This window comes from Fructilactobacillus sp. X3R2C1 (genome assembly GCF_059901235.1).
On the sequence record NZ_JBWXVA010000077.1, the window covers coordinates 1 to 241 of the forward strand.

General features: G+C 66.4%; 1 pseudogene. It reads left to right on the plus strand.

From position 1 onward, the window contains the following. Positions 1–16: 16 nt before the first annotated feature. Positions 17–241, plus strand: a pseudogene (locus tag AC6UDB_RS07225) (methyl-accepting chemotaxis protein); the annotation flags it as partial.

A 241-nucleotide genomic window follows, 5' to 3' on the forward strand; every position in this document is an offset into this window, starting at 1 on the left:
GGGTGTGTTCGCGCGCATGCGCGACGACGCCAATACGACCGTCACGCAGCTGACCCGGATCGTCGGCCAGATCCAGGCCAGCGCTTCCAGCATCACCCTGGCCGCCGGTGAGATTGCTTCAGGCAACAGTGACCTGTCGCGCCGTACCGAGCAGCAGGCCGCCAACCTGGAAGAAACCGCCGCATCGATGGAGGAACTGACCTCCACCGTGCGCCAGAACGCCGAACACGCACGCCAGGCC